Below are 22,437 nucleotides of genomic sequence, written 5' to 3'. Positions count from 1 at the left end.
TTGCGTGGTAGCGCCCCTACCTTGCCTACTCCACAGCTGAAAGTACACCATGGACGACAAAAAAACCGCAGTAAACGCCGCTGAAAAGGGCAAGGCGCTGGCCGCCGCCCTGGCGCAAATTGAAAAGCAGTTCGGCAAGGGCTCGGTGATGCGCATGGACACCAGCGCACCGGTCGAGGAAGTCCAGACTGTTTCCACCGGCTCGCTGGGCCTGGACATCGCGCTGGGCGTCGGTGGCCTGCCGCGCGGCCGTATCGTCGAGATCTACGGTCCGGAATCGTCGGGTAAAACCACCCTGACGCTGCAGACCATCGCCCAGATGCAGAAACTGGGCGGCACCTGCGCCTTCATCGACGCCGAGCACGCGCTCGACGTGACCTACGCGCAGAAACTGGGCATCAACCTGGGCGAGCTGCTGATCTCGCAGCCGGACACCGGCGAGCAAGCCCTCGAAATCACCGACGCGCTGGTGCGTTCGGGCTCGGTCGACCTCGTGGTCATCGACTCGGTGGCGGCACTGACCCCGCGCGCCGAAATCGAAGGCGACATGGGCGACTCGCTGCCGGGCCTGCAGGCGCGACTGATGTCGCAGGCGCTGCGCAAGCTGACCGGCTCGATCAACCGTACCAATACCCTGGTCATCTTCATCAACCAGATCCGTATGAAGATCGGCGTGATGTTCGGCAGCCCGGAAACCACCACCGGCGGTAACGCGCTGAAGTTCTACGCCTCCGTACGTATGGACATCCGCCGTACCGGTTCGATCAAGTCGGGTGACGAAGTGATCGGTAACGAAACCAAGGTCAAGGTCGTCAAGAACAAGATCGCGCCGCCGTTTAAGGAAGCCCACTTCGATATCCTGTACGGAGAAGGCACCTCGCGCGAAGGCGAAATCCTGGACCTGGGCGCCGACAACAAGATCGTCGAGAAGTCGGGTTCGTGGTACAGCTATAACGGCGAACGCATCGGCCAGGGCAAGGACAACGCCCGTCAGTTCCTGAAAGATCGTCCGGCACTGGCACGCGAAATCGAGAACAAGGTCCGTGCTGCGCTGGGCGTGCGCGAGCTGCCGCCGGTCCTGGCTGCTGTCGAAGACAGCGGCAAGGACAAGCTGAAGGCAGTCGGCGAGTAATCGCTGAGCTTGTAGAGTGCCTATGCCTGCACCCCAGCTGAGCCTGAAAGCGCGCGCGCTTCGCTACTTGTCGATGCGCGAGCACAGCCGGCTCGAGCTGGGGCGCAAGCTGGCCCGTTATGCCGAGGAGGGCGATGACGTGGAAGCCCTCCTGGATTTCCTTGAGAAGAACAACTGGCTGTCGCAGGAGCGTTTTGCCGAATCCCTGATCAACAGGAAGGCAAGCCGCTTCGGCAACAGCCGCGTGATGGCCGAGCTGCAAAGCCACGGCGTCAACGGCGAAGCGCTGGATGAGATCAAGGCCGCGCTCGCCGACAGCGAAACCGCACGCGCCACCGAAGTCTGGCGGCGCAAGTTCGGCACCGTCGCCGCCGATGCGGCTGAGCGTGCCAAGCAGATGCGTTTCATGCTGCAGCGTGGTTTCTCCCAACGCGCTGCACGGATCGCAATGCAGGGCGCTCCCGACGACGACGAGCTGTAAACAGGCTGGAGTTCGAGCCTGTTGCCCTGACGAGCCGGCCTGGCCCCAGGCTTGCTCTGACGATATGCCAGGCGTGGCCGCAGGCCTGATGTATCACCCTCGATCATTGCGCTTCTTCTATATAGAAGCATGCTCCGGCGCCAGCGTGGAGCGTCATCCCCGATATGCCCAGGCATATTCCTCAACGGACGATGGCGCTGCACGCTGGCGCTGTGCGTTTACGGAGCCTGTGCGGCGCGCCGCTGTCGAGATTGGTCTTGCCAACCCGCCAGACCCGTCCAGCCAAAGCAATATTGACGGCTCAGCAAGAAACCCGTCCAATCTTGCCTGCAGTGCAGCAAAAAGGCCGCTGTTGCAGTGCAACCGCCAACGCCGTGTGCTAAACTTTCACGGTTTAAGCAGCGCCGCATGAGCGGTTGTTGTCGTAGAAGCTACGGCAACGTGCATGAAGCACACTGGCTGCACCACTAACCGCCGCGTAAGCGGCATTGGTTTTTATGCCCCTGTCTCCTCCCGTATCGCGCTCGCTCCGGCATACGCGCGCCATCACCGTCGAAGCCTATGCGCGCGACGATGGCCTGTGGGATCTGGACGCCAGTATCCGCGACGTCAAAACCCGTGACATTTCGCTGCCTTCCGGTGATCGACCGGGCGGCATGCCTGTACACGACCTCAAGCTGCGCGTCACCATCGACCGCAAGCTGACCATCGTGGACGCCGAAGCCGCGTCCGATTCCGTTCCGTATCCCGGTTTTTGCGAGACCATCGGCCCTGCTTACAAAAAGCTGGTCGGCCTGTCGCTCATGAACCACTTCCGGCTGCACTTGAAAGATCGCCTGTCCGGCGTGCTCGGCTGCACCCACCTGACCGAATTGGCCCAGGTGCTGCCCACCGCAGCGCTGCAGGCCTACGCCGACGACGTGTTCGACGATCGCGGCGGCGCCGACGCAGATGCGAATAAAAGCGCGGCCGAACGGCCTTTCGAGCTCGACCGTTGCCATGCGCTGCGCAGCGACGGACCGGCCGTGGCCACCTACTATCCCCGCTGGTCGATCAAAGCCGTGTCGGGTTAGGATTCGCTGTTTGTCATTTTGTAATTCAACCGTATTACTCATTCAGTACATAGATAAGAAGGGAAGCCAGCATGAAAATCCATGAGTATCAGGGCAAAGAAATCCTCCGAAAATTCGGAGTGACCGTTCCGCGCGGCATTCCGTGCATGAACGTGGAAGAGGCCGTGAAGGCAGCTGAAGAGCTGGGCGGCCCGGTCTGGGTCGTCAAGGCGCAGATCCACGCAGGCGGCCGCGGCAAGGGCGGCGGCGTCAAGGTTGCCAAGTCGCTGGAACAGGTCAAGGAATACGCCGACCAGATCATGGGCATGCAGCTGATCACGCACCAGACCAGCCCGGAAGGCCAGAAAGTCCGCCGCCTGCTGATCGAAGAAGGCGCTGACATCAAGAAGGAACTGTACGTTTCCCTGGTCACCGACCGCGTCACCCAGAAGGTCGTGCTGATGGCCTCGTCGGAAGGCGGCATGGACATCGAAGAAGTCGCGCACAGCAACCCGGAAAAGATCCACAACGTCGTGATCGAACCGTCGGTCGGCCTGACCGATGAGCAGGCCGACGACGTCGCCCGCAAGATCGGCGTGCCGGAAGCGTCGATCGTCGACGCGCGCACCAACCTGCAAGGCCTGTACAAGGCTTACTGGGAAACCGACGCATCGCTGGCCGAAATCAACCCGCTGATCCTGACCGGTTCGGGCAAGGTCATCGCCCTGGACGCCAAGTTCAACTTCGACTCGAACGCCCTGTTCCGTCACCCGGAAATCGTCGCCTACCGCGACCTGGACGAAGAAGATCCGGCTGAAGTCGAAGCATCGAAGTTCGACCTGGCCTACATCTCGCTGGACGGCAACATCGGCTGCCTGGTGAACGGCGCCGGCCTGGCCATGGCCACCATGGACACCATCAAGCTGTTCGGCGGCGAGCCGGCCAACTTCCTGGACGTGGGCGGCGGTGCGACCGCAGAGAAGGTCACCGAAGCATTCAAGATCATGCTGAAGAACCCGGGCCTGAAAGCCATCCTGGTCAACATCTTCGGCGGCATCATGCGCTGCGACGTGATCGCCGAAGGCGTCATCACCGCATCGAAGGCCGTGTCGCTGCAAGTGCCGCTGGTCGTCCGCATGAAGGGCACCAACGAAGACCTGGGCAAGAAGATGCTGGCCGATTCGGGCCTGCCAATCATCTCCGCCGACACCATGGAAGACGCAGCGAAGCAGGTCGTTGCCGCTGCCGCTGGCCAAGCCTAATTCGCGAAGGAAATAAAAATGTCGATTCTGATTAACAAAGACACCAAAGTCATCACCCAAGGTATCACCGGCAAGACCGGCCAGTTCCACACCCGCATGTGCCGCGACTACGCGAACGGCCGTGAAGCCTTCGTGGCAGGCGTGAACCCGAAGAAAGCCGGCGAAGATTTCGAAGGCATCCCGATCTACGCATCGGTCAAGGAAGCCAAGTCGGAAACCGGCGCTACCGTGTCGGTGATCTACGTTCCGCCGGCAGGCGCAGCCGCCGCCATCTGGGAAGCCGTTGAAGCCGAGCTGGACCTGGCAATCTGCATCACCGAAGGCATCCCTGTCCGTGACATGATGGAAGTCAAGGATCGCATGGCCAAGGCCGGCTCCAAGACCCTGCTGCTGGGCCCGAACTGCCCAGGCCTGATCACCCCGGACGAGATCAAGATCGGCATCATGCCGGGTCACATCCACAAGAAGGGCCGTATCGGCGTCGTGTCGCGCTCGGGCACCCTGACCTATGAAGCAGTCGGCCAGCTGACCGCCCTGGGCCTGGGCCAGTCGTCGGCAGTCGGCATCGGCGGCGACCCGATCAACGGTCTGAAGCACATCGACGTGATGCGCATGTTCAACGACGATCCTGACACCGACGCGGTCATCATGATCGGTGAGATCGGCGGCCCGGACGAGGCGAACGCTGCTCAGTGGATCAAGGACAACATGAAGAAGCCGGTCGTCGGCTTCATCGCTGGCGTCACCGCGCCTCCGGGCAAGCGCATGGGCCACGCCGGCGCGCTGATCTCGGGCGGCGCCGATACCGCGCAAGCCAAGCTGGAAATCATGGAAGCCTGCGGCATCAAGGTCACCAAGAACCCGTCGGAAATGGCGCGCCTGCTGAAGGCCATGCTGTAATCTGAGCAGTTCAAGGTCGACGAAAATGGGGAGCGTGAGCTCCCCGTTTTTTTTACCACTCGGTAAATTTTTGGCATGCCATGACGAGCGCCCTTGGTATGCATGACAAATTACGTTCCATAAACTGTCCAGCTGACAAAAATTGCTGAGCTCAAGTGACAAATTTTGTCACTGCTCAAGCCAAAACCTGTCCTGGCACGACGTTTCCTTATCTCCCTGCTAATAAAATCAGCATTTTTCGGGCTGGCACACGCCTTGCATATAGGAAAGCGTGGCAACAAGCAGTAACCCAATTACCCGAAACACCACCCTGGAGAGATAGAAATGAACATCAAGCAAATGCAAACCAAAAAAGCTGAAGGCGGTTTCACCCTGATCGAACTGATGATCGTCGTCGCGATCATCGGTATCCTGGCTGCCGTGGCAATCCCGGCCTACCAGGACTACATTGCCAAGGGCAAGGCAGCTGCTGCCTATGCCGACATCGCAGCGGGCAAGACCGGTTACGAAATGGCTTTCGTTGAAGGCAGCGCAACGACTGAAGCGCAGTACCTGGCCAAGGCTGGCCTGGCTGAGAAGACCGGCAACTGCACCACCATCGAAGCCGGCGTGCCTGGCGACACCGGCGCCGGCGCTGCCCTGACCTGCACCATCGAAAGCCCGGGCCGTATCGGTACCCAAGGCACCGCAAAGATCCTGCTGAATCGCACCGCTACCGGTACTTACGAATGCAAGACTGAAGGCTTCTCGAAGGATGACTACAAGCCGGCAGGTTGCGATCTGGCCACCACCCCGACCGAATAACCTCCACGCAGCATGGGAACGATCGCGATGGCGATCGTTCGAAGAGACCGCCACGGCGGTCTCTTTTTCGTTTACAGCATTACTTCTTCAGGTAGCGATCCAGCCACTTCATCACCGTATGATGCCACTGCACCGAGTTCGCCGGCTTGAGCACCCAGTGGTTCTCGTCCGGGAACACCAGCAGTTGGCTGTCGATGCCCTTGCGCTGCAGCGCGGTGAAGGTGGACAGGGCCTGCGCCGTCGGGATGCGGAAATCGAGGTCGCCCTGGATCACCAGCATCGGCGTCTTCCACTTGTTCACGTGGTGGACCGGATTGAAGCGCTCGTGATTGTCGGGCGCCGCGAAATAGGCGCCGCCGTTTTCCCAGTCCGTGAACCACTGTTCCTCGGTCGAGTAGGCCATGCCGCGGCTGTCGAACACGCCGTCGTGGTTGACCAGGCAGCGGAAGCCGTCGTTCCAGTTCCCCGCGATCCAGTTCATCATGTAGCCGCCGTAGGACGCGCCCAGGGCGCAACTGCGTTCGCGGTCGAGCCATGGGAACTTCTTCACGGCCGCGTCCAGTCCCTTCTGCAGGTCCACCAGCGGCTTGCCACCCCAGTCGCCGCTGATTGAATCGGTGAATTTCTGGCCGTAACCGGTCGAGCCATGGAAGTCGATGAACACGGTGGCATAGCCCGCGCCCGCATACACCTGGGGATTCCAGCGATAGCTCCAGCCGTTGCCGAAGCTGCCCTGCGGCCCGCCGTGCACCAGGAAAGCGATCGGGTACTTCTTGCCCGGTTCGGCATTCCAGGGTTTCATCACGTGCCCGTACACCGTCTCGCCATTGGCCCCGGCAAAGCTGAACTGCTCGTAATCGCCCCAGCGCACGTCGGCCAGGCGCTCGGCGTTCAGCCTGGTCAGCTGCCTTGGCCGGCCGCCGGGCTGCATGGCGAACAGCTGCGCGCCGGAGGCCAGGTTGGCCTGGGTATAGACCACCGTATTGCCGCGCACGTCGAAGGCGCCGACCGCGCCCTTGTCGGTCAGCGCCGTCACCTTGCCGCTCGCGACCTCGACCGAGAACAGCCGGTGCTGGCCCAGGTCTTCGGCATCGACGATCAGGGCCTTGCCGTCGGCACGCCAGTGCAGGCTGCCGGCGGAGCGGTCCCAGTCGGCAGCCAGCGTGCGCTTTGCGCCGCTCGCCACATCCATCAGCATCACCTGGTAGCGGTCCGCCTCGAAGCCGGGACGCGCCATCGCCAGGTAGGCAAGGGTTTTCCCGTCAGGCGAAAACACGCCCTTGGTATCCCAGGCTAGGTTGTCGGCCGTGAGGTTGCGCGGGACGCCGCCCGCGGACGGCACGGTGTACAGGTCGAAGTTGGTCGACCAGGCCTCGGTCTTGCCGGCAATGCGGGCTGCGAACACGATGGTCTTGCCGTCCGGGCTGAAGCGGAACTCTTCGCGGTCGCCGAAGGGTTTCGAGGGCACGTCGCCGTCGAGCGAGCCCGATAGCGCGACCGGCACGCCGCCCGCCTTGCCGGCGCTGTCGAGCGGCGCCGAGAACAGCACGTTGTTGCGTCCGTCCTTCCAGGTGTCCCAATGACGGACGAACAGGCGGTCATACAACTTGCCGCTGGTCTTGTCCTTGTCCTTCGCGTCAAGGCGCTGTGTGGTGCAGGCGAGATCCGCGCAGTCGCGGAAGACCGACAGGCTCATCGCCAGGCGGTCGCCTGCCGGCGAGATGCGGAAGCTCTCCACGTCGAGGGGGAGGTCGGTGACCTTCACCGGCTCGCCCGCCGCGCCGCCGGCAATCGGAAGGCGCCACACTTGCGACGAACCCGAGCGGGAGGACAGGAAATAGATGGCGTCCCCGGACGGCGACCATTCCGGTTCGGTACTGCTGGAACCGTGATTGGTCAGGCGCTGCGGCACCGCCCCGGCAGTGCGCAGGTCGAGCATCCACAGTTCGGTGTGGCCGCGGTTCTTGCTCATGTCGGTGCTGCGCACGGTGTAGACGACGCGGCTGGCGTCGGGCGACACGGCCGGGCTGCCCACCCGTTCCATGTTCACCAGGTCTTCCACGGTAAAGCCGCGCGGCGCGGCGCTCGCGCTCGTCGCGACAAGGGCCGCCGCCACCATTGGCAGCAAACCCGACAAACGAATATTCATGCTCCATCCTTGTTGTCATCTGGCAAGCGGCAGGGCGCTGCTTACGCAGGCCGGCAATTTACCATGGACATCATTTGGAGCGGGGGAGAGCGCGTCCCTAGACGATCTTGAGCCGGTCCGCCAGCAGCGCCTCGTAGGTCATGTTCTGCAGCAGGGTGTAGTGCACCGGATCGAGGTCGACGAACTGGACGCCGTAGCTGTAGACATCGGGCTTGTCCGGCGCCGGCCGGGCCACCGTCATGTTCCGGATCGCGGCCAGGGTCTCCACCGGCACTTCCTCGTTGGTGGGCGGCGTCGCCAGCGTGAACGCCAACGTGAGCACTTCGCTGTCGGCCGGCAGCGGATAGTTCGAGTCGATCCTGGCTCCGGTCACCGAGACGTTGGCCAGCGTGCAGGCGATCGGTGACGCGGCCCCACTCGCCTTGAATACACGCGCCGGAATGTCGGCCCTGACCCGCATCGCACCGCGCAGGCTGGTGCCCTGGATCGCGGTCGGGAAAGACAGGTGCACGTAGTTCAGCGGCCGCGGGAACACCCGCTCGACCGAGCACGCGAACGAGCACACGTTCACCCCCGAAAACACCCGGATCGTTAGCGGATCGCCTTCCGTCATGGCGATCGGCGCGCCGTTCTCGGTCGGAATCTTGATGATGAGGTATTCGTCCTTGACGTAGCCGATCAGGGTCGAGAAATACTGGGCGGGCTTGAGGTGCCGGTGGGTCATCACCTGCAGCCGGACGCCGACCTGCAGGTTCATGGTTTCGAACTCGAATTCCTGGGGCTTGAGTTCGCGGGCTTGTTCGGTGGTCATGCGATGCGGGGCCAGATTCGCCGTCGGGACGACGTGCGGGAGGCGGCATCATATCAGCTTACATGTGTGCTGACATTGCCTATTCGAATGGTGAATATTGGTGAGATTGTGGGCAGAGAGACGTCACGGAAACCACCGCCGATGCTGTGATCGGCGGTGGGAACATGGCTTACTTCGGCATGATGACCGTATCGATCACGTGGATGACGCCATTGTCCGCCGCGATGTCGGTTTTCGTCACAGTGGCCTTGTCGACCATGACCTTGCCGCCGCTGGTGCTGACCTTGAACGCATTGCCCTCGACGGTCTTGACCATGCCCGGCTTGACGTCCGCCGCCATCACCTTGCCTGGAACCACGTGGTAGGTCAGGACCTTCGTCAATGCTTCCTTATCCTTGAGCAGGGCGTCCAGCTTCGCCTTCGGAATCTTGGCGAATGCCGCATCCGTCGGCGCGAACACCGTGAACGGACCGGGACCTTTCAGGGTGTCGACCAGGCCAGCTGCCTGCACGGCGGTGACCAGCGTATTGAAGCTGCCGGCCGACTTGGCGGTGTCGACGATATCGGCAGCCTGGGCCGAGCCGAGGGACAGAGCAAACGGGACTGCGAGGAAGAATCGTTTCATGATGCGCTCCTTGGGTAGGGGTGAATGAAATGAACTTGTCCCGATAATATAGAAAATTTTGGCAAGATGTCTAAGATGTGAACCTATAATTTCTCATATATATGGTTCAAAAACGGTGCATGTACATGAAGAATTTCGAAAAAGCGGTTCAGCAGACGGTTGTCTATCGTGCCGGTACAGCTGCTCGCATGGCTGGCTTGCCAGTCGAAACCTTGCGCGTATGGGAACGGCGCTATCAGATATCCGACACCCAACGCTCCATGCATGGGCAACGCCTTTACTCGGCCGAGCAAGTCGAGCGTCTTGCCTTGCTCAAGCAACTGGTCGACCAGGGGCACGGCATCGGCTTGCTGGCCAGCTTGTCACGTCAACAATTGGAATCGATGTTGGAGCAGCACAATCCGGGACAGGTCTCGTTGTCGACTGTACCGATACGTGCGGTGGTCGTGGGAGCAAGCTTGCCGCGCAGGCTGGTCGCGCTCGGCGCCGACGCGATTGGGCTCGACCTGCGCCTGCGCTGTGCCACGCTGGCCGAGCTCGGTCAGGAAGACGTCGACGTTGATGGCGAGGTGTTGATTGTCGAGAAGGCGGAACTGGACGATATGGTATTGCCCCGCATCGAGGCCCTCCGCGGGCGCATTCCAGCCGCGATTCTGGTACTGTACCGTTTTTCGTCCGGAGCAACGATCCGGGCCTTGCGCAACGCCGGCTGCCTGGTGGCCCGCCTGCCTGCCGACTTGAGTGAACTCTTGTCCTTGTGCCGGCTTGCGATGCAGGGAGAGCGGATACCCCTGTCTCATACACCACCACCGGTGCATGCGCCGCGCTATGGAGACGAAACACTATCGATGCTGGCACAAACAAGCGGGCGACTGACTTGCGAGTGCCCGCGGCATCTGGCCGAGGTCTTGATGACCGTTGGGAGTTTCGAGCGCTACAGCGCCCAGTGCGCGCTACGCAGCCCGGAAGATGCCGAACTTCACGCGAGCTTGCAACGCAGCGCGGGTCAGGCCCGCGCCCTGCTGGAGGACGCCCTGGAGCGGCTCGCGCTTGCCGAAGGCATCACCGTGGTGACGAACCGCGCTTGAGAGTGCCGGCTGCGTTAGGACAGGGCGGCCGTCCAGTCCCCGCTCTTGCCCCCGTGCTTCTCCAGCACCCGCACATTGGTCATCACCATGCCGCGATCGACCGCCTTGCACATGTCATAGATCGTCAGCAGCCCCACCTGAACGGCCGTCAATGCCTCCATCTCGACCCCGGTCTTGCCGATGGTCTCGACCTGCGCCCGGCAATGCACGCTGCTGGCCACCGGGTCCACCTCGAAATCCACCGCCACCCGCGTGATCGGCAGCGGATGGCACAGCGGCACCAGGTCGCTGGTCCGTTTGGAAGCCATGATCGCGGCGATGCGGGCAATCCCGATCACGTCGCCCTTTTTCGCATTGCCCGACTGGATCAGCGCCAGGGTCTCCGGCTTCATGCGGATGGTGCCGGCCGCCACGGCGATGCGGTGGGTGTCCTGCTTGGCGCCGACGTCGACCATGTGGGCCTGGCCGGTGGCGTCGAAGTGGGTCAGGTGCTCTGCGGGCGGGGTGGAAGTGCTCATTGCTAACCCAATAAGGTTGTTAAACAAAGTGTTTCGCCGTGCAGCAACGCGGCTGCGGATAGGGTTATCATAGCATTGTGAACTACGCTCCCCGCCCAGCATCGGCGCGCCGCTGGCGCCCTGCGTTGACCGCCATTGCCCTGTGCACGGCGGCCGCCCTCGCCATTGCCGCACCCGCCGAGCCACTTCAAAAGCCGAACAACCTGCGCCTGCCGACGCTAGGCGACACCGCGCGCCAGGACCTGTCGCCGGTACTCGAGCGCAAGCTCGGCGAAGAGATCATGCGCGACGTCCGGCGCGACCCGGCCTATCTCGACGACGACCAGATCACCGAGTACCTGAACAACCTCGGCAACACGCTGCTGTCGTCGGTGCCCGGCGCGCGCGGCGAGACCAATGCCGATTTCACCTTCTTCGCGATGCGCGACGTGAACCTGAACGCCTTCGCCCTACCGGGCGGCTTCATCGGCGCCCACACGGGCCTGATCGTGGCGGCGCAGAAGGAGTCGGAGCTGGCCGGCGTGATGGCGCACGAGATCGGCCACGTGTCGCAGCGTCACATCGCCCGCATGATCGGGCAGCAGAAGCAGGACGTGCTGCTGCCGCTGGCCTCGATGATCCTGGCCGCGCTGGCCGCCAAGGCAAGCTCCGATGCCGCGATGGGCGTCCTGATGGGCGGGCAGGGCCTGGCCGTGCAGCGCCAGCTCAATTTCAGCCGCGAGGCCGAGCGCGAGGCCGACCGCGTGGGTTTCCAGATCATGGGCGCGGGTGGCTTTGACGTCACCGGCATCGTCGGCTTCTTCAGGCGCCTGCAGAGCGCCACCAAGCTGTCGGGCGACATCCCCGCGAACCTGGCCCACCTGAGCAGCCACCCGCTGACGGCCGAGCGCATCACCGACATGCAGGCGCGCATCCGCGAGATGCCGAAAAAGGCGCGCGTGGACAACCTCGACTTCCAGCTGGTGCGCGCGCGTGCCCGCGTGCTGCAGGACGAGAGCGTCGGTGGCCGCCGCGAGGCGAAGAACGCGTTCGACGCCCAGCTCAAGGAATCGCACCGCCACCTGCAGGCCGGCGCGCAGTACGGGCTGTCGCTGCTGGCGCTGCGCCAGGGGAACCTGGTCGAGGCCCAGGAATGGCTCGACAAGGCGCGCGCCACCGTCAAGCCGAAGGAGGGTGTCCTGTCGGCCGAATCGAATGCCGGCGACGGCGCGGCGATGTTCGCCGGGCTGTCCGTCGAGATCAAGCTGGCGCCCGGCCAGGGGCCGGCGATGGCCGAGCAGGCGGTGCAGGAAGCGGATGCCGCGCGCCAGCGCTATCCGCTGTCGCGGGCCATCGCACGCCAGTACGGCGAGGCGCTGATTGCGGCCGGCAAGTTTGAAGAGGCCACCCGCTACCTGCGCGACCAGACCCAGCTCTACCGCGAAGAGCCGAAGCTGCACGACATGCTGGCGCGGACCTATGCCAAGCAGGGCAAGATCGCCCTGCAGCACATGGCGCTGGCGGAATCGTATGCGCTGGCGGGCGCGTTGCCGGCAGCGGTGGCGCAGCTCGACCTGGCGCGCAAGGCGGGCGACGTGTCCTTCTACGACCAGGCCGTCATCGATGCGCGCGAGCGCGAGCTGAAGGCGCGCCAGAAGGCCGAGAAGGAAACCGAGAAGGACTTCCCGTAGATCAGGTCCCGGGCGCTTGCACGTAGCCGAAGCGGCGTTGCAGCGCATCGGCCGACAAGCGTTCCACTTTCACACGGTCCAGCGTCAGCTCGGCCGAGTCGTCCTCCAGCCAGGCCATGATTGCTTCCACCGAGGCCGGCTGGCCGTCGAGCTCCATGCGCGCCAGCACCTGGGCCACGTCGCGGTCGTCGAGCTGGGCGACGATCTCGCCGGCCTGCAGGATCACGGCGCCGGCATCGGTCATGTAGGCCGCTTCCACCGCCGCCAGCGCCTGGCCGGTCTGCAGCACGAAGCCCTGGCTTGGGTCGGTGCGCGCGATGAAGGGCGTCGCTTCCAGGTTCACGTACACGCGTTGCGGGCCGTTCTGGAAATACCAGCGGCCCTTGTCGTCGTGCGCGTAGTTACGGTTGATGAAGCCTACCAGCGCCGCATTCGCCAGCTTGTCGCCCGGCGCATTGGCGCGCTGCGCCGCCTCGTCGCGCATGCGCCAGTTGCCGCGCGCATCCAGCGCCAGCCAGCCGTAGCAGTGCGGTACGTTCGGCCACTTGGCCATTGCCTGTTTTACGATGTCGTCCATAGTCTCAAGCTTCGCATGGTTCGAGCGCGCCGGGCGCGCGGCTTGCGGCAGGCGCCGCGCTGTCGAAGAAGGCCAGGATGCGCCGCGGCAGCCAGTCGATCCGTCCGGGGAAGGGACCCACGGCGAAGCCGACGTGCCCACCTTCGTCAGGATACTCCAGCGTCACCGCTTTCGAGGCGGACTGGGGCAAGTGCCGGCCGGGCAGGAAGGGGTCGTTGCGGGCGTTGAGCACCAGGGTCGGCACGGTGATCTCGTGCAGCACGTGGCGGGCGCTGGCGCGGTGCCAGTAGTCGTCGGTGTCCTTGTAGCCGTGCAGCGGCGCGGTCACCACGTTGTCGAAGGCGTAGAGGTCGCGCGCCGCCATCAGGGCGCCGCGGTCGAACAGGCCGGGATAGCGTTCCAGCTTGGCCAGGCACTTGGGCTTGAGCGTCTGCAGGAACATGCGCGTGTACAGCATGTTGAAGCCGGACGACAGCGCTTCGCCGCCGCGCGCCAGGTCGAGCGGCGCCGACACCGCGCAGGCGGCCTCGACGATGTCCGCCCCATGGCCCGATTCGCCCAGCCAGCGCAGCAGCGCATTGCCGCCCAGGGACACGCCCGCCGCGAACAGGGGACCGGGGGCGCGCGCATGGAGCTTGCGCACCACCCAGTCGACTTCCGCGGCGTCGCCGGAATGGTAGAAGCGCGGCATCAGGTTGGCTTCGCCCGAGCAGCCGCGGAAGTGCGGCACCGCGCCGGACCAGCCGCGTGCGCGCAGCGCCGCCATCAGCGAGCGCGCGTAATGGCTGTTGGACGAGCCTTCCAGGCCATGGAACAGCACGACCAGCGGCTTGCCCGGCTGGCCGTCGACGAAGTCGACATCGATGAAGTCGCCGTCGCTGCTGCTCCAGCGCTCGCGCCGGTAGGCGACGGGCGGTTTGGCGACGCAGGTCGCCGGATAGATGGTCTGGAGGTGGCCGCCAGGCAGCCATGCGGGCGCGCGGTAGTGCATGGAAGATCGGTGCGGCTGGCGCCGCACCGGGAAGATCAGTGGTGCTTGAGCTCGACGCCCGGGGCCAGGCGGTACTGGGTGCCGCAGTATGGGCACTTGGCATCGCCGTGGTGGTCGAAATCGAGGAAGACGCGCGGGTGCGAGGACCACAGCGGCATTGCCGGATTCGGGCAGTGTGCCGGCAGGTCTTTGGCCTCGAGTTCCACCACAGGCATCGTCTTTTGGTTCATCTGTTTTTCTCCATAAAAGGGAAATGGCAAAGACAAGATTCTATCCGATTCAACCTGCATATCGAAATGATCGGTAGAATTACCAGCTGATCATAAACGAGCCCGGGGGCATTGCGCTGCCAGCCTGGCGCCGCACCCTTACATGCGTTTCATGCCCGACCGTTTCAAGCCCGTCGCCGCATCCGCCCCATACGGCAGTTGCAGGAAAACAACATGACCCCGGCCCTGCCGCCGGGCCCGCAAGCAGCTGTCACCACGGAGCCCACCGAAGCCCACGACCCCGCCGCCTGGCGCGAGGGCTTCAAGACCGGCCTGCCTTCGCTGTTCGGCATCGGCGCCTGGGGCCTGGTGGTGGGCATCGCGATGGTCAAGAGCGGCCTGACCGCCGCGCAGGCGGTCGGCATGACCCTGCTGGTCTTCGCCGGATCCGCCCAGCTCGCTTCACTTCCCCTGATTGCCGCCGCCGCACCGATCTGGGTCATCTTCGCCACCGCCCTGGTCGTCAACCTGCGCTTCGTCATCTTCTCCGCACTGCTCGGCCCGCACTTCGCGCACCTGCCCTGGAAGCAGCGCTTCCTGCTCGGCTACGTCTCGGGCGACCTGACCGTGGCGATGTTCCTGCAGCGCTATCCGACCGCCGAACGCGTGGCCGGCAAACTGTCTTACCTGAAGGGGCTGATGTACCCGAACTGGTTCGCCTGGCAGATCGGCTCGCTGATCGGCATTTTCCTGGGCAGCGCCATTCCGACCGAATGGGGGCTGGGCTTTGCCGGCACGCTGGCGATCCTGTGCATCATGGTGCCGCTCATCATCAACAATGCGGCGCTGTGCGGCGTGGCGGTCGCCATTGCGGTATCGGTGCTGGCCTACGGCCTGCCGTACAAGCTCGGGCTGCTGCTGGCCGTCCTGGTCGGCATGGTCACTTCGATGTTTGTCGAAGAGTCCCTCGCAAAACAAAAGGCACGCAATGGCTGATTGGGAAATCTGGCTCACCATCGGCGTGCTGTGCGTCGCCACCGCCGCCACTCGCAGCTCGTTCTGGCTGATCGGCCACCGCGTCACCATCCCGCCGCGGGTGCAGGAGATGCTGCGCTATGCGCCGGCCTGCGCGCTGGCCGCCATCATCGGGCCCGACCTGCTGATCGACACCCAGGGCCAGACCCAGCTCACGCTGGCCAATCCCAAGCTGATCGCGGCGCTCGCCGCCCTGGCTTTCTACCTGTGGCGCCGCAGCATGCTGATGACGATCATCTTCGGCATGCTGGTATTCACACTGTTGCGCGTGTTACACGTTTTTCCCTAGCCCCCCTAATGTACAATGACGTTTTTTCACTTTTTCATTGTTGACTAGCCAATGGACGACGTTCTCAGTTTCACCCGTTTGCAAGACCTGATCGACCGCGATGCGCTGAAGAACAAGCGCGTATTCATCCGCGCCGACCTGAACGTGCCGCAGGATGACGCTGGCAATATCACCGAAGACACCCGTATCCGCGCCTCCGTGCCGGCGATCCAGGCTGCCCTGAAGGCCGGCGCCGCCGTGATGGTCACCTCGCACCTGGGCCGTCCGACCGAAGGCGAGTTCAAGCCGGAAGACAGCCTGGCGCCGGTCGCCGCGCGCCTGTCCGAGCTGCTCGGCCAGCCGGTGGAACTCAAGCAGAACTGGGTCGATGGCGTGGATGTCGCGCCGGGCCAGGTTGTGCTGCTGGAAAACTGCCGCGTCAACAAGGGCGAAAAGAAGAACGCCGACGAGCTGGCCCAGAAGATGGCCAAGCTGTGCGACGTCTACGTCAACGACGCCTTCGGCACCGCGCACCGCGCCGAAGCCACCACCCACGGCATCGCCAAGTTCGCGCCGGTGGCCGTGGCCGGCCCTCTCTTGGGGGCCGAACTGGATGCGCTGGGCAAGGCCCTCGGCCAGCCGACCCGTCCGCTGCTGGCCATCGTGGCCGGCTCGAAGGTGTCGAGCAAGCTGACCATCCTGCAGAGCCTGGCCGGCAAGGTCGACAACCTGATCGTCGGCGGCGGCATCGCCAACACCTTCATGAAGGCCGTCGGCCTGAACATCGGCAAGTCGCTGGTCGAGAACGACCTGGTCGGTGAGGCCAAGCAGATCATCGACATGATGGCCGCGCGCGGCGCGCAGGTGCCGATTCCGGTGGACGTGTTCTGCGCCAAGGAATTCAGCCCGACCGCGGCTGCGACCGTCAAGGACGTGGCCGACGTGGCGGACGACGACATGATCCTGGATATCGGCCCGAAGACCGCCGCCATGCTGGCCGAGCAGGTGGCCAAGGCCGGCACCATCGTCTGGAACGGCCCGGTGGGCGTGTTCGAATTCGACCAGTTCGCCGAAGGCACCAGGACCCTGGCGATGGCGATCGCCAAGTCGAACGGCTTCTCGATCGCCGGCGGCGGTGACACCCTGGCCGCGATCGCCAAGTACGACATCGGCGACCAGATCGGCTACATCTCGACCGGCGGCGGCGCCTTCCTCGAGTTCCTGGAAGGGAAGACCCTGCCGGCAGTCGAGATCCTGCTCCAGCGTAAATCCGAACAATAAGTAATCAGTACCAGCGCAGCCCAGTGGCTGCGCTTCTCTTTTCAGAACCAAGGATTCCAGACACATGCAAGCTGCGCGCCCCCTGTACAACGCCACCAAGATCGTTGCCACCATCGGCCCGGCATCGACCGACTTCGACATCCTCGTCCGCATGATCCGCGCCGGCGTCGACGTCGTGCGCCTGAACTTCTCGCATGGCAAGGCGCAGGACCACATCGACCGCGCCGCCCTGGTGCGCCGCGCGGCTGCCGAATGCGGCGTCGAAGTGGCGATCATGGCCGACATGCAGGGTCCGAAGATCCGCGTCGGCAAGTTTGAAGAGGGCAAGATTTTCCTGAACAACGGCGACAAGTTCATCCTCGACGCCCGCTGGGGCGAGAACGGCGAGCTGGGCAACCAGGACCGCGTGGGCCTCGACTACAAGGCCCTGCCGCGCGACGTCAAGCCGGGCGACAAGCTGCTGCTGAACGACGGCCTGATCGTGCTGATCGTCGACAAGGTCGTCAACCACGAGATCTTCACCACCGTGAAGGTGGGCGGCGAGCTGTCGAACAACAAGGGCATCAACCGCCAGGGCGGCGGCCTGACCGCGCCGGCCCTGACCTCGAAGGACATGGAAGACATCAAGACCGCGATGAGCTTCCAGGCCGACTACCTGGCGATCTCCTTCCCGAAGAACGCCACCGACATGGAAATGGCGCGCCAGCTGGCCAACATCGCCGGCGAGCCCTACGGCCACAAGCCGATGATGATCGCCAAGATCGAGCGCGCCGAAGCCATCCCCGTGCTGCAGGAAATCCTGGACGCCTCGGACGGCATCATGGTCGCGCGCGGCGACCTGGCGGTGGAAGTGGGCAACGCGGCGGTGCCGGCGCTGCAGAAGCGCATGATCAAGATGGCGCGCGCCTCCAACAAGCTGGCCATCACCGCGACCCAGATGATGGAGTCGATGATCGTCAACGCCGTGCCGACCCGCGCCGAAGTCTCGGACGTGGCGAACGCCGTGCTGGACGGCACGGACGCCGTGATGACCTCGGCCGAGACCGCATCGGGCAAATACCCGGTCGAGACCGTCGAAATGATGGCCGCGATCTGCCTCGAGGCCGAACAATCCGAATACAACAAGCAGGATGCAGATTTCCTGAATGTCCAGTTCACCCGCATCGACCAGTCGATCGCCTACGGCACCCTGTTCACGGCCCATCACCTGAAGGTGAAGGCGATCGTGGCGCTGACCGAATCGGGCTCGACCGCACTGTGGATGAGCCGTCACTCGATCGATACCCCGATCTTCGCCCTGACCCCGCTGCAGACGACGCAGCGCAAGGCATCGCTGTACCGGAACGTGCGAGCATTCCACCTGCTGCAGGAAGGTGGCAGCCACGCGGTGCTGCGCAAGGCCGAAGAAGTCCTGATTCGCGAAGGCATGGTGCGCAAGGGCGACCTGATCGTCGTGACCTGGGGCTCGCCGATGGGGCAGGCCGGCGGCACCAATGCGCTCAAGATCGTGCGCGTGGGCGAGCTGGACGAAATAGTTTCTTAATTGTTTGGAGTAATCAACCATGGCACTCGTATCGCTGCGTCAACTGCTGGACCATGCCGCCGAAAACGGTTATGGCCTGCCGGCTTTTAACGTCAACAACCTGGAACAGGTGCAGGCCATCATGGCCGCCGCCGACGCCACCTGCAGCCCGGTCATCATGCAAGCCTCGGCCGGCGCCCGCAAATACGCAGGCGAAGCCTTCCTGCGTCACCTGATCGACGCCGCCGTCGAAGCCTACCCGCACATCCCGGTCGTCATGCACCAGGACCACGGCCAGTCGCCGGCGGTTTGCATGGCCGCGATCCGTTCGGGCTTCTCGTCGGTGATGATGGACGGTTCGCTCGAGGCCGACGGCAAGTCGGTCGCTTCCTACGAATACAACGTGGAAGTCTCGCGTGAAGTCGTGAAATTCGCGCACTCGATCGGCGTGACCGTCGAAGCCGAACTGGGCGTGCTCGGTTCGCTGGAGACCATGAAGGGCGACAAGGAAGACGGCCACGGCGCCGACGGCACCATGACCCGCGAGCAGCTGCTGACCGACGTGGCCCAGGCCGCCGACTTCGTCGCCAAAACGCAATGCGACGCCCTGGCGATCGCCATCGGCACCTCGCACGGCGCCTACAAATTCACCCGCAAGCCGACCGGCGACATCCTGGCGATCGACCGCATCAAGGAAATCCACGCCCGCATCCCGAACACCCACCTGGTGATGCACGGCTCCTCGTCGGTGCCGCAGGAACTGCTGGCGATCATCCGCGAATTCGGCGGCGACATGAAAGAGACCTACGGCGTGCCGGTCGAAGAGATCCAGGAAGGCATCAAGCATGGTGTCCGCAAGATCAACATCGACACCGACATCCGCCTGGCCATGACCGCTGCGATCCGCAAGTACATGTTCCAGAACCCGTCGAAGTTCGACCCGCGCGACTACCTGAAGCCGGCCCGCGAAGCCGCCACCGAGATCTGCAAGGCGCGCTACCTGTCCTTCGGCTGCGAAGGCATGGCCGCCAAGATCAAGCCGGTGCCGCTGGAGAAGATGGCCGAGCGCTACAAGGCAGGCGAGCTGGCCCAGATCGTCCAGTAAGAGTTGGAAATGTAGTCATGCTGCGCTGCAGGAACCTTGCAGCCAGCCTCACCACCGCACCAAAGCAACGTCATCCCGGCGCAGGCCGGGATCCAATTTCGTCAGCAGACCGACATGTTTGAGTGCGCTACAGTGCACGCAAACTTGGGCTCCGGCCTTCGCCGGAGCGACGGTTTCGCTGCCAGCAGCAGGTGCTACTGCTGCTGCACTCGAATAAAACTGGGTTCCCGCCTTCGCGGGAACGACGGGTTAGCGGCGCGGTTGGTAGCAAATTGACGTAAAATTACGCACTGGCCCAGGCCACCCCCCAGACCTGACCCACTCGACCGGTACCATCCCGGTCCCGTTTCCCTGATATCCCTTCTATGAACAGCCTCTACAAATCCACCATCAAGTCCCTGCCATTGCTCGGTCACGGCAAGGTGCGCGACAACTACGCTGTCGGCGACGACAAGATCCTGATCGTCACCACCGACCGCCTGTCGGCCTTCGACGTGGTCATGAACGAGCCGATTCCCGGCAAGGGCATGGTGCTGAACCAGATGAGCGACTTCTGGTTCGAGAAGCTCGGCCACATCGTGCCGAACCACCTGACCGGCGTGGCGCCGGAAAGCGTGGTGGCCCCGGATGAAGTCGAGCAGGTGCGCGGCCGCGCCGTCGTGGCCAAGCGCCTCAAGCCGATCCTGGTCGAAGCCGTCGTGCGCGGCTACATCATCGGCTCGGGCTGGAAGGATTACCAGGAAAGCGGCGCCGTCTGCGGCATCCAGCTGCCCGCCGGCCTGCGCCAGGCCGACAAGCTGCCGCAGCCGCTGTTCACCCCGGCCGCCAAGGCCGACATCGGCGAACACGACGAGAACATCTCGTTCGAGGAAATGGAAAACCGCATCGGCAAGGAACTCGCTGCCAAGATGCGCGACATCAGCATCCAGCTCTACACCACCGCCGCCGAATACGCCGCCACCCGCGGCATCATCATCGCCGACACCAAGTTCGAATTCGGCCTGGACGACAATGGCGTGCTGCACCTGATGGACGAAGTCCTGACCGCCGACTCCTCGCGCTTCTGGCCGGCCGACTCCTACGCGCCGGGCATGTCGCCGCCGAGTTTTGATAAGCAGTTCGTGCGCGACTACCTCGAAACCCTGACCGACTGGGGCAAGACCGCCCCGGCCCCGGCCCTGCCGCAGGACGTCATCGAAAAGACCCAGGCCAAGTATTTCGAAGCCATCGAACGCCTCACCGGCGAGAAGCTGAAGGCCTGAGAAGATGAGCGAGCAAGCAAACAAGCCAGTTGTCGGCGTCATCATGGGTTCCTCGTCCGACTGGGACGTGATGAAGAATGCCGTGGACATCCTGAAGCAGTTCGGCGTGCCTTTCGAGGCGCAGGTGATCTCGGCGCACCGCATGCCGGACGAGATGTTCACCTATGCGGAAACCGCACGCGAGCGCGGCCTGCGCGCGATCATCGCCGGGGCAGGGGGCGCCGCCCACCTGCCGGGCATGGTGGCCGCCAAGACCATCGTGCCGGTGCTGGGCGTGCCGGTACCTTCGAAGTACCTGCGCGGCGAAGATTCGCTGCTCTCCATCGTGCAGATGCCGAAGGGCGTGCCGGTGTCGACCTTCGCCATCGGCGAAGCCGGCGCCGCCAACGCGGCCCTGACCGCGGTGGCGATCCTGGCTGCGACCGACGATGCGCTGGCGCAGAAGCTGCTGGCCTTCCGCGCCGAGCAGACCGCGGCGGCCCAGGCCATGACTCTTCCCGTTCTGACGCATGAGTGAATCGTTTCTCCCATCCGCCAATCCGTCGGCCTGGCTCGGCGTGATGGGCGGCGGCCAGCTCGGCCGCATGTTCGCCCACGCCGCCCAGGCGATGGGCTACAAGGTCGCGGTGCTCGAGCCAGCCGCGGACTGCCCGGCAGGGCAGGTCGCCGAGCGCCTGATCAACGCCGGCTATGCCGATGCCAACGGCCTGGCCGAACTGGCCCAGGCCTGCGTCGCCGTCACCACCGAATTCGAGAACGTCCCGGCCGACAGCATGGCCTGGCTGGGTGAGCGCGCTTTTGTCGCGCCGGCCGCCTCCTGCGTATCGATCGCCCAGGACCGCATCGCGGAAAAACGCTTCTTCGTCGAATGCGCCCCGAGCTCCGGCGTGATGCCGGCGCCGCACAAGACCATCGCCTCGCATGCCGACATCGACGCCATCGATGACGACCTGTTGCCCGGCATCCTGAAGACCGTGCGCATGGGCTACGACGGCAAGGGCCAGGTGCGCGTGCGCAGCCGCGACGACGTGCGCGCCGCGTTCGATGCCATGAAGGGCGTCACCTGCCTGCTGGAGAAGATGCTGCCGCTGGCCTACGAGGTCTCGATCCTCACCGCGCGCGGCTATGACGGCGCCTCGGTGGTCTACCCGATCGCCGAGAACGTGCACCGCGACGGCATCCTGTTCACGACCACCGTGCCGGGACCGAACGTCTCCGATGCCTGCGCCAAACAGGCGCAGGATGCGGCGCGCGCCATCGTGAACCAGCTGGGCTATGTGGGCGTGCTGTGCATCGAATTCTTCGTGCTTGCCGACGGCACCCTGGTGGTCAACGAGATGGCGCCGCGCCCGCACAACAGCGGCCACTACACCATCGACGCCTGCATCACCAGCCAATTCGCGCAACAGGTACGCGCGATGGCGCGCCTGCCGCTGGGCGACGTGCGCCAGCATTCGCCCGCCGTCATGCTCAACATCCTGGGCGACGTCTGGTTCGAAGGCAGCAGCGACACCCCGCGCGAACCAGCCTGGGACCGCGTCCTGGCACTGCCGGGCGCCAACCTGCACCTGTACGGCAAGGACGATCCGCGCCGCGCACGCAAGATGGGCCACGTGACCTTCGTGGCGCCGACGCTCGAACAGGCGCAGGACAGCCTGCGCCAGGCCTGCGCGATCCTCGGAATCCCGGAGTAAG

23 protein-coding genes are annotated in these 22,437 nt (G+C 64.1%); 16 read left to right on the top strand and 7 right to left on the bottom strand.

Translation table 11 applies throughout. From position 1 onward, the window contains the following. The first annotated feature begins 49 nt into the window (after positions 1-49). The 6 genes from recA to FG94_RS28265 all read left to right on the top strand — a co-directional run bounded on the left by recA (position 50) and on the right by FG94_RS28265 (position 5,631). Complete coding sequence (gene recA / locus FG94_RS15160; RefSeq protein WP_036213223.1) at positions 50-1,132, top strand: recombinase RecA; 1,083 nt, start codon at positions 50-52, stop codon at positions 1,130-1,132. 22 nt (positions 1,133-1,154) lie between these two features. Beyond that, positions 1,155-1,613 carry a recombination regulator RecX gene (gene recX, locus FG94_RS15155; protein WP_027865433.1) on the top strand — a complete coding sequence of 153 codons (459 nt, stop codon included), beginning with the start codon at positions 1,155-1,157 and terminating at the stop codon, positions 1,611-1,613. A gap of 497 nt (positions 1,614-2,110) precedes the next feature. Then, entirely contained in the window at positions 2,111-2,686 is a 576-nt protein-coding gene (locus FG94_RS15150) for a DUF2889 domain-containing protein (protein ID WP_036213220.1), read from the top strand. A gap of 71 nt (positions 2,687-2,757) precedes the next feature. Further along, the gene (gene sucC, locus FG94_RS15145; RefSeq protein ID WP_036213217.1) at positions 2,758-3,927 is read left to right on the top strand and encodes an ADP-forming succinate--CoA ligase subunit beta; all 1,170 of its coding nucleotides are present in this window, start codon (positions 2,758-2,760) and stop codon (positions 3,925-3,927) included. Between the two features lie 18 nt (positions 3,928-3,945). Continuing rightward, entirely contained in the window at positions 3,946-4,827 is an 882-nt protein-coding gene (sucD, locus tag FG94_RS15140; RefSeq protein ID WP_036213214.1) for a succinate--CoA ligase subunit alpha, read from the top strand. A 339-nt stretch (positions 4,828-5,166) separates the two neighbouring features. Beyond that, positions 5,167-5,631: a pilin gene (locus FG94_RS28265; protein WP_036213544.1), complete on the top strand. Its 465-nt coding sequence runs from the start codon at positions 5,167-5,169 to the stop codon at positions 5,629-5,631. A gap of 79 nt (positions 5,632-5,710) precedes the next feature. Here the strand turns inward: FG94_RS28265 and FG94_RS15130 are convergent, their stop codons facing one another. The 3 genes from FG94_RS15130 to FG94_RS15120 form a co-directional block, all read right to left on the bottom strand. After that, positions 5,711-7,780: a S9 family peptidase gene (locus FG94_RS15130; RefSeq protein ID WP_051996746.1), complete on the bottom strand. Its 2,070-nt coding sequence runs from the start codon at positions 7,778-7,780 to the stop codon at positions 5,711-5,713. A gap of 97 nt (positions 7,781-7,877) precedes the next feature. Beyond that, entirely contained in the window at positions 7,878-8,591 is a 714-nt protein-coding gene (locus FG94_RS15125) for a flagellar brake protein (protein ID WP_036213209.1), read from the bottom strand. A gap of 169 nt (positions 8,592-8,760) precedes the next feature. Continuing rightward, the gene (locus tag FG94_RS15120; RefSeq protein ID WP_036213206.1) at positions 8,761-9,216 is read right to left on the bottom strand and encodes a fasciclin domain-containing protein; all 456 of its coding nucleotides are present in this window, start codon (positions 9,214-9,216) and stop codon (positions 8,761-8,763) included. 125 nt (positions 9,217-9,341) lie between these two features. Between FG94_RS15120 and FG94_RS15115 the strand changes: the two genes are divergently transcribed. Next, entirely contained in the window at positions 9,342-10,304 is a 963-nt protein-coding gene (locus tag FG94_RS15115; protein ID WP_036213541.1) for a MerR family transcriptional regulator, read from the top strand. Positions 10,305-10,318: 14 nt separating this feature from the next. Here the strand turns inward: FG94_RS15115 and moaC are convergent, their stop codons facing one another. Beyond that, a complete protein-coding gene (gene moaC, locus FG94_RS15110; RefSeq protein WP_036213203.1) occupies positions 10,319-10,822 on the bottom strand; it encodes a cyclic pyranopterin monophosphate synthase MoaC in 504 nt (167 codons plus the stop codon). Between the two features lie 125 nt (positions 10,823-10,947). On the opposite strand from moaC, the gene FG94_RS15105 reads away from it, so the two are divergent. Further along, positions 10,948-12,492: a M48 family metalloprotease gene (locus FG94_RS15105; protein ID WP_036213200.1), complete on the top strand. Its 1,545-nt coding sequence runs from the start codon at positions 10,948-10,950 to the stop codon at positions 12,490-12,492. Between the two features lies 1 nt (position 12,493). Here FG94_RS15105 and FG94_RS15100 read toward each other — a convergent pair whose 3' ends face one another. The 3 genes from FG94_RS15100 to FG94_RS15090 are packed head-to-tail and all read right to left on the bottom strand — an operon-like array spanning position 12,494 to position 14,290. Further along, entirely contained in the window at positions 12,494-13,069 is a 576-nt protein-coding gene (locus FG94_RS15100; RefSeq protein ID WP_036213198.1) for a DUF2946 family protein, read from the bottom strand. 4 nt (positions 13,070-13,073) lie between these two features. Next, positions 13,074-14,060 (bottom strand): YheT family hydrolase, encoded by a 987-nt coding sequence (locus FG94_RS15095; RefSeq protein ID WP_036213196.1) that lies wholly within the window; start codon positions 14,058-14,060, stop codon positions 13,074-13,076. 35 nt (positions 14,061-14,095) lie between these two features. Further along, positions 14,096-14,290, bottom strand: coding sequence for a zinc-finger domain-containing protein (locus FG94_RS15090; RefSeq protein WP_027865446.1), 195 nt, complete (start codon positions 14,288-14,290; stop codon positions 14,096-14,098). Positions 14,291-14,503: 213 nt separating this feature from the next. On the opposite strand from FG94_RS15090, the gene FG94_RS15085 reads away from it, so the two are divergent. From FG94_RS15085 to FG94_RS15050, 8 genes are all read left to right on the top strand, one after another. Further along, entirely contained in the window at positions 14,504-15,265 is a 762-nt protein-coding gene (locus FG94_RS15085; protein WP_036213192.1) for an AzlC family ABC transporter permease, read from the top strand. Next, on the top strand, positions 15,258-15,593 hold the full coding sequence (locus tag FG94_RS15080) for an AzlD domain-containing protein (protein WP_036213189.1): 336 nt from the start codon (positions 15,258-15,260) through the stop codon (positions 15,591-15,593). Before FG94_RS15085 ends, FG94_RS15080 begins: the two co-directional genes overlap by 8 nt. 51 nt (positions 15,594-15,644) lie before the next feature. Further along, positions 15,645-16,853: a phosphoglycerate kinase gene (locus tag FG94_RS15075; RefSeq protein ID WP_081926011.1), complete on the top strand. Its 1,209-nt coding sequence runs from the start codon at positions 15,645-15,647 to the stop codon at positions 16,851-16,853. 82 nt (positions 16,854-16,935) lie between these two features. Continuing rightward, complete coding sequence (gene pyk / locus FG94_RS15070; protein WP_152571001.1) at positions 16,936-18,396, top strand: pyruvate kinase; 1,461 nt, start codon at positions 16,936-16,938, stop codon at positions 18,394-18,396. Positions 18,397-18,415: 19 nt separating this feature from the next. After that, the gene (gene fba, locus FG94_RS15065) at positions 18,416-19,480 is read left to right on the top strand and encodes a class II fructose-bisphosphate aldolase (RefSeq protein ID WP_036213183.1); all 1,065 of its coding nucleotides are present in this window, start codon (positions 18,416-18,418) and stop codon (positions 19,478-19,480) included. 365 nt (positions 19,481-19,845) lie between these two features. After that, a complete protein-coding gene (locus FG94_RS15060; RefSeq protein WP_036213180.1) occupies positions 19,846-20,742 on the top strand; it encodes a phosphoribosylaminoimidazolesuccinocarboxamide synthase in 897 nt (298 codons plus the stop codon). A 4-nt stretch (positions 20,743-20,746) separates the two neighbouring features. Then, a complete protein-coding gene (purE, locus tag FG94_RS15055) occupies positions 20,747-21,259 on the top strand; it encodes a 5-(carboxyamino)imidazole ribonucleotide mutase (protein WP_036213177.1) in 513 nt (170 codons plus the stop codon). Beyond that, positions 21,252-22,436 (top strand): 5-(carboxyamino)imidazole ribonucleotide synthase, encoded by a 1,185-nt coding sequence (locus FG94_RS15050; RefSeq protein ID WP_036213174.1) that lies wholly within the window; start codon positions 21,252-21,254, stop codon positions 22,434-22,436. Before purE ends, FG94_RS15050 begins: the two co-directional genes overlap by 8 nt. Position 22,437: the final 1 nt, after the last annotated feature.

The organism is Massilia sp. LC238 (assembly GCF_000735635.1).
Classification (GTDB): domain Bacteria; phylum Pseudomonadota; class Gammaproteobacteria; order Burkholderiales; family Burkholderiaceae_D; genus Telluria; species Telluria varians.
This window is presented reverse-complemented; position numbering and strand designations above follow the sequence as displayed.

Coding starts and splice junctions, on each gene's coding strand:
- recA (WP_036213223.1), top strand. CDS start 50: ATGGACGACAAAAAAACCGCAGTAAACGCCGCTGAAAAGGGCAAGGCG.
- recX (WP_027865433.1), top strand. CDS start 1,155: ATGCCTGCACCCCAGCTGAGCCTGAAAGCGCGCGCGCTTCGCTACTTG.
- FG94_RS15150 (WP_036213220.1), top strand. CDS start 2,111: ATGCCCCTGTCTCCTCCCGTATCGCGCTCGCTCCGGCATACGCGCGCC.
- sucC (WP_036213217.1), top strand. CDS start 2,758: ATGAAAATCCATGAGTATCAGGGCAAAGAAATCCTCCGAAAATTCGGA.
- sucD (WP_036213214.1), top strand. CDS start 3,946: ATGTCGATTCTGATTAACAAAGACACCAAAGTCATCACCCAAGGTATC.
- FG94_RS28265 (WP_036213544.1), top strand. CDS start 5,167: ATGCAAACCAAAAAAGCTGAAGGCGGTTTCACCCTGATCGAACTGATG.
- FG94_RS15130 (WP_051996746.1), bottom strand. CDS start 7,780: ATGAATATTCGTTTGTCGGGTTTGCTGCCAATGGTGGCGGCGGCCCTT.
- FG94_RS15125 (WP_036213209.1), bottom strand. CDS start 8,591: ATGACCACCGAACAAGCCCGCGAACTCAAGCCCCAGGAATTCGAGTTC.
- FG94_RS15120 (WP_036213206.1), bottom strand. CDS start 9,216: ATGAAACGATTCTTCCTCGCAGTCCCGTTTGCTCTGTCCCTCGGCTCG.
- FG94_RS15115 (WP_036213541.1), top strand. CDS start 9,342: ATGAAGAATTTCGAAAAAGCGGTTCAGCAGACGGTTGTCTATCGTGCC.
- moaC (WP_036213203.1), bottom strand. CDS start 10,822: ATGAGCACTTCCACCCCGCCCGCAGAGCACCTGACCCACTTCGACGCC.
- FG94_RS15100 (WP_036213198.1), bottom strand. CDS start 13,069: ATGGACGACATCGTAAAACAGGCAATGGCCAAGTGGCCGAACGTACCG.
- FG94_RS15095 (WP_036213196.1), bottom strand. CDS start 14,060: ATGCACTACCGCGCGCCCGCATGGCTGCCTGGCGGCCACCTCCAGACC.
- FG94_RS15090 (WP_027865446.1), bottom strand. CDS start 14,290: ATGAACCAAAAGACGATGCCTGTGGTGGAACTCGAGGCCAAAGACCTG.
- FG94_RS15085 (WP_036213192.1), top strand. CDS start 14,504: ATGACCCCGGCCCTGCCGCCGGGCCCGCAAGCAGCTGTCACCACGGAG.
- FG94_RS15080 (WP_036213189.1), top strand. CDS start 15,258: ATGGCTGATTGGGAAATCTGGCTCACCATCGGCGTGCTGTGCGTCGCC.
- FG94_RS15075 (WP_081926011.1), top strand. CDS start 15,645: ATGGACGACGTTCTCAGTTTCACCCGTTTGCAAGACCTGATCGACCGC.
- fba (WP_036213183.1), top strand. CDS start 18,416: ATGGCACTCGTATCGCTGCGTCAACTGCTGGACCATGCCGCCGAAAAC.
- FG94_RS15060 (WP_036213180.1), top strand. CDS start 19,846: ATGAACAGCCTCTACAAATCCACCATCAAGTCCCTGCCATTGCTCGGT.
- purE (WP_036213177.1), top strand. CDS start 20,747: ATGAGCGAGCAAGCAAACAAGCCAGTTGTCGGCGTCATCATGGGTTCC.
- FG94_RS15050 (WP_036213174.1), top strand. CDS start 21,252: ATGAGTGAATCGTTTCTCCCATCCGCCAATCCGTCGGCCTGGCTCGGC.